Raw genomic sequence first — 5,996 nt, 5'->3', positions numbered from 1 at the left:
GCGCCTCGAACAGGTCGGTCGCGTAGGTCAGCGCCGCCCCAAGGCCGTCCGGGGTTTCCCAGGTATCGAGGGCAAGATCGAACTGTGCGGCAGCACCGTCCCAGGCAAAACTCTCGATGTGCAAACCATCGACTTGGGCATCCTGCCGCTCGCCGCTCTGGTGGTTATACATCACCTGGAACAACGGGCTGTGGCTGAGATTGCGTTCGGGCTGCAAGGCATCGACCAATTGCTCGAACGGCAGATCCTGGTGCGCCTGCGCGCCCAGCGCCGCCTCGCGCACGCGGCCCAGTAGATCGCGGAAAGCCAGGCCAGCATCGACCTGGCAACGCAGCACCTGGGTATTGACGAAGAAGCCGATCAGGCGCTCGACCTCGGCGCGGTTGCGGTTGGCGATAGGTACCCCGACGCGAATGTCCGACTGCCCGCTATAGCGCTTCAACAGCACCTGGAACGAGGCCAACAGAAGCATGAACGGGGTGACACCCTCCCGCCGGGCGCAGGCCAGCAGCTCCTCCGATAATGACACCGGCAGCGCCATGTCCAGACGCTGCCCGCGTCCGCTGGCCTGGGCCGGGCGCACCCGGTCGGCGGGCAGTTCCAGGACCGGCTGCTCGGCGCCCAGGCGCTCACGCCAGTAATCCAGCTGCCGCGCGCCCTCGCCGCTGTCCAGCCAGGCGCGATGCCAGGCAGCATAGTCGGCGTACTGCAGCGTCAATGGCGCCAGCGTCGGTTGTTCGCCGCGGCGCGCCGCGGCATAGGCCTGGAGCAGTTCGTCGACCATCACCTGCATCGACCAACCGTCGGACACGATATGGTGCTGGGTGATGACCAACACATGCTCCTGCCCAGCCAGCGCCAGCAGACGCACGCGCAGCAGCGGCCCACGAGCCAGGTCGAATGGCTGGCGGATTTCCTCGGCCACCCGCTGGCGCAACGTTGCTTCGCTCGCCCCGGCGCAATCCTCCAGGACAATGCGCAACGGCATGTTCGCCAGGATCGTCTGGCGCGCCTGACCGTCGACCTCCTCGAAGCGGGTGCGCAAGGTCTCGTGGCGCAGCACCAGCCAATCGAAGGCCTGCTGCAACGCTGCCCGGTCCAGGACGCCACGCACGTGCAGTACGCTGGGGAGATGATAGGCCGCGCTTTCAGGCTCCAGTTTCCAGAGGAACCACATGCGTTGCTGAGCATGCGACAAAGGCAGCTCGGCGACTCGCGGCAATACTTGCAGCACAGGGGCAGCGCTCGCCGCCTGGGACTCCAGGGAAGCGGCGAAGTCTGCCAGGACCGGCCGCTCGAACAGGATGCGCAAGGGTACGTCCAGCTCCAGATCCTGGCGCAGGCGCGAGACCACCCGGGTGGCGCTGAGGGAGTGACCGCCGAGTTCGAAGAAGTGCTCGTCGCGGGCGATGCCCTCGACACCGAGCAGCGCCTCCCAGATCGCTGCGACCGAACGTTCGAGCCCCTCCCGCGGAGGCTCTCCGGCCTGGCGGCGGGCAGCTGCGTCCACCTTCGGCAGCGCCTTGCGATCCAGCTTGCCGTTGGCGTTCAGCGGCAAGCTGGACAGCACCTGCCAAGCCGTCGGTTGCATGTACGCAGGCAAGCGTCCGGCCAGCCAGGTGCGCAGCTCCGCCAGAAGGTCCTCACCCCGCATAGCGTCACGCCCCACCAGGTAGGCCGCCAGCAGCGGACCACCGACGCCATCCAGCGCCACGACCGCTGCTTCCGCCACATACGGGTGTGCAAGCAGTTGGCTCTCGATTTCGCCGATCTCGATGCGGAAACCACGGATCTTGATCTGCTGATCGGCCCGGCCGAGATATTCGACCTGACCGTCGACGCGATAACGCGCCAGGTCCCCGGTGCGATACAGGCGCTCGCCCGAACCTGAGAACGGATCGGCCACGAAACGCTCGGCGGTCTGGCCGGGGCGGCCCAGGTAGCCACGAGCCAAGCACTGGCCGCCGATGTACAGCTCGCCGATCATCCCCGGCGCACATGGCTGCAGGGCTGCGTCCAGTATGCAGGCCCGGCGCGCACCGAGCGCGCGGCCGATAGCGGGAGCGCCGCCCTCTTGCGCCCGACAGTGCCAGGCCAGCGGAGTGATCACCGCCTCGGTGGGACCGTAGGCGTTGAACCAGGCTTCAGCCTGCACCGCCTGCTGGGTCAGCAGGCTGGCGTCCCAGGCTTCGCCGCCGAGGATGCAGGTGCGTACCGCGATCCGGCGGCCGGCGTGGCGCAACTCCTCCGCCTGTTGCTGAAGATAAGCCGGCGGTAGATCGAGGATAGTCACCGCGTGCCGCTCCACCTCATCCGCCAGATGTTGCGCGCTCCACTGTCCGGCGTCGCCGAGCAGGACCCGGGCTCCTGCCAGCAGGGGTACGAAGAGTTGTTCGGCAGCGGCATCGAAACTGATCGAGGCGAACTGCAATTGGCAGTCGCCAGGGCCGACGCCGTAGGTCCGTGCTGCCGCCTGGCAGTGCGCGACGAGCGCCGCCTGGCTGACCGCCACTCCTTTTGGCTGGCCGGTCGAGCCGGACGTATAGATCACGTAGGCCAGCGTCTCGCCAGCTACCTCCGGCAGCGGCCGCGTATCTGCACTCGCCGGCCAGGCGGCGGTCTCCAGCGGCAGCCGCTCGACCTCTGCCGGGCAGGGCAGCCGCTCCGCCAGGGTTTCCTGGCAGATCAGCCAGCGCGCGCCGCTGTCGCGCAACATGTACGCCAGGCGCTCCGCGGGGTAGTTCGGATCCAGCGGCAGGTAGCCGGCACCGGCCTTGAGGATGCCCAGCAGGCCGACGACCAGGTCGAAGGAGCGCTCGGCAGCGATCGCCACCAACGCTTCCGCGACCACGCCGCGCGCCCGCAGGCCACGCGCCAGACGCTCGGCGCGCATATCCAGTTCGGCATAGCTGAGATGCTCGTCGCCACATACCAGCGCAATCGCCTCAGGCGCCGACGCTACCTGATGCGCGAAGGCCGCCGCGACGCCGCCGCGCGGCAGCGCCTCGAGCGGTGCCTGCCAATCCCGCAGCGCCTCCTGGCGTTCCCCGGCGTCGAGCAGGGCGAGTTCGCCCAGCGCTGCCTGGGGGGTCTCGGCCATCCGCTGCAGCAGATGCAGCAGGTGACGGTCCAGTTCGGCGATGTCCGCTGCGTCGAAATCGCGCCGCGCATAGACGTACTGCAGGCTCAGGCGCTCACCCAGGGTGACACCCAGCGTCAGGGGGTAGTTGGTCTGCTCGTGGTTGCTTGGCGTGGAGAACTCCAGATCGGCGGGAGCCTGGCGCAGAGCCTCGGCCACGGGGAAGTTCTCGAACACCAGGATGCTATCGAACAGAGCCTCGCCGCCATGCCCGGCCCAGCGCTGGATGTCGTACAGAGGCGTATGCTCGTGTTCGCGCAGCGCCAGGTTGAGCGCCTGCATCCCCTGCAGGTAGTCCGCGACGCTCTGCTGTGGCTGCGGCGCGGCGATCACCGGCAGGGTATTGATAAACAGACCGATCTGCGCCTCGATGCCTGGCAGTTCCGCCGGCCGTCCGGCCACGGTGGCGCCGAAGGCTACCGTCTCCTGCCCGCAGTGCCGCTGCAGGAGCAGCGCCCAGGCCGCTTGCACCAAGGTGTTGAGCGTGACCTTCTGACCTTGGGCGAAGGACGCCAGTTGGCGGGTCGTCTGCGGATCCAGTTCGCGCAGATGCTCACCCTGGCCAGGCTGCTCCGTCCTCGCCTGGCGCGCCAGGCGTGTCGGCATCTCCAGGGAGGCCAGCCGATCGCGCCAGAAGAACTCGGTTGCCATCGCATCGCGGCCCTGCAACCAACCGATGTAGTCGCGGTAACGCCCAACGGTAGCGGCTACCTCCTGCCCCGCATAGCGCTGCAGTACCTCGGCGAGCAGTTGGGCGTTGCTCCAGCCATCCATCAGGATGTGGTGATAGGTATAGATGAGGTGCATCCGCCCATTCGCCAGCGGCACCAACACCAAGCGTTGCAACGGCGCCCTGGCCGGGTCGAAACCGGCTTCGCGCTCAGCCTCTGCCTGCCGTTGCGGATCACTGCCTGGCGGGGCCAGCCGCAGCTCCAGCGTCGCCTGCTCGAATACCACCTGCAACGGCTGAGGCCAGCCGTCCTTCCAGAGGAATCCGCTGCGCAGGATCTCATGGGCATCGAGGGTGGCCTGCCAGGCTGCGCGGAAGCGATCCGGGTCCAATCCGCCGATATCCATGCGCAACTGGTTGACATAGTCGCCTTCCGTTCCATGAAGACTGTGAAACAGCATGCCCTGCTGCATCGGCGACAACGGATAGATGTCCCGCACCGAATCAGGATCCAAGGACAATTCATCGAGCTGCGTCTGGGAAAGCCCGGCCAGCGGGAAGTCCGACGGCGTCACACCCCGATGCCGCGGGTCGAGACAATGCTCGATCAGCGCGTGCAGCTCCCGCGCGTAGTCATCGACCAGGCGCTGGACGGTCGCCTCGGCGAACATTTCCCGGCTGAAGCTCCAGTGCAGGCTCAGCTCGCCGCCGTAGACCTGGCCTTCGATGCTCAACCAGTTGGCCAGCGGGGCGCACGGATCCTGGGCGGCACCGGCGCTTTCCGTGGCCGGTACCAGCAGCGCCGCCCCATCGAACTGACGGTCGAACCGGCCCAGGTAATTGAAGGTGATCCGCGGCTGCGGCAGCGCGGCCAGGCGGGCCGCAGCCTCCTCTCCAGCCAGGTAGCGCAGCAGGCCGTAGCCGACGCCCTTGTCCGGCACGCCGCGCAGTTGCTCCTTGATCGCCTTCAGCGACTCGCCGAGGTCCGCGGCCGGGGTCAGGCGCACCGGGAACAGGCTGGTGAACCAGCCCACCGTGCGGCTCAGGTCGATGGCCTCGCCGAGGTCCTCGCGGCCGTGCCCTTCGAGCTGCACCAGCACGCTGGCGTCGCCGCTCCAGCGGCAGGTCGCGCGGGCCAGGGCGGTCAGCAGCAGGTCATTGACCTGGGTCCGGTAGGCCGCCGGGGCTTCCTGCAGCAACTGCCGGGTACGCTCGGCGTCCAGGGTCAGGACGAGCTTGCGCTCATGGCGGTTTTCCAGGGCGCCATGCGGGTTTTCGCATGGCAGCGCATGCGGAGCGTCGTGCAGTTGCGCCTGCCAGTAGTCGAGTTCGTCCAGGCGCGCGCCGGCCTGTTCGTGCAGGTGCCGGCTCCAGGTCTGGTAGGAACTGCTACGCGGCCCGAGATCGGCGTCGAGGTCGGCATAGAGACGCTGCAGGTCTTCCAGCAGGATGCGCCAGGACACCCCGTCCACCGCCAGGTGGTGGATGACCAGCAGCAGGCGCTGGCTGCCGTCGGCCATGTCCACCAGCAGCGCACGCAGCAGCGGCCCCTGTTCGAGGTCGAGGCTGCGCTGGGCTTCTTCGCAAAGCGCCAGCAACGCCTCCTCGGACCCCGCCTGCCGGCGCCACAGCGGCTCGCCGGCCTGCTCGGCGTAGGCCTGGTGCCAGGCGCCGCGCTCTTCGCGGAAACGCAGGCGCAGGGCATCGTGCTGCGCCTGCAGGCGTTCCAGGGCACGCCCCAGCCGGTCGCCGTCGAGCGGCTGGCGCGCCTGCAACAAGAGAGACTGGTTCCAGTGCTGGCGGTTGGGAATCGACTGCTCGAAGAACCAGCGCTGTACCGGCGCCAGCGCCACCTCGCCGCTTGCCGGCCCCTGTTCCGCCGTCGCCGCACCCGCCTTGGCCGCCAGGGCCAGGCTGCGGATGTTCTGGTGCTGGAACAGGTCGCGCGGGCTCAGTTGCAATCCGGCCTGGCGCGCACGGCTGACTACCTGGATCGAGACGATCGAGTCGCCGCCGAGGCTGAAGAAGTTGTCGTCCAGGCCGACCCGCTCGACGCCCAGCAGGTCCTGCCAGATTTCCGCCAGGGTTCGCTCCACTGCGTTGCGCGGTGCGCTGTAGCCTGCCTGCGCCACGCTTACTTCAGGCGCCGGTAGCGCCTTGCGATCCAGCTTGCCGTTCGGACTCAGC

At 68.2% G+C, this 5,996-nt stretch carries 1 protein-coding gene; it reads right to left on the bottom strand.

What is annotated here, in order from left to right; genetic code table 11:
- The coding region (locus HMPREF2914_RS09680) for a non-ribosomal peptide synthetase (protein WP_139148201.1) at positions 1 to 5,996 on the bottom strand (5,996 nt) is incomplete at both ends.

The sequence above is a fragment of the Pseudomonas sp. HMSC067G02 genome (assembly GCF_001813485.1).
In the GTDB taxonomy this organism is placed as follows: Bacteria; Pseudomonadota; Gammaproteobacteria; order Pseudomonadales; family Pseudomonadaceae; genus Pseudomonas; species Pseudomonas aeruginosa.
Note: the sequence above shows the minus strand (reverse complement) of the source record. Positions and strands in the feature narration are given on the sequence as shown.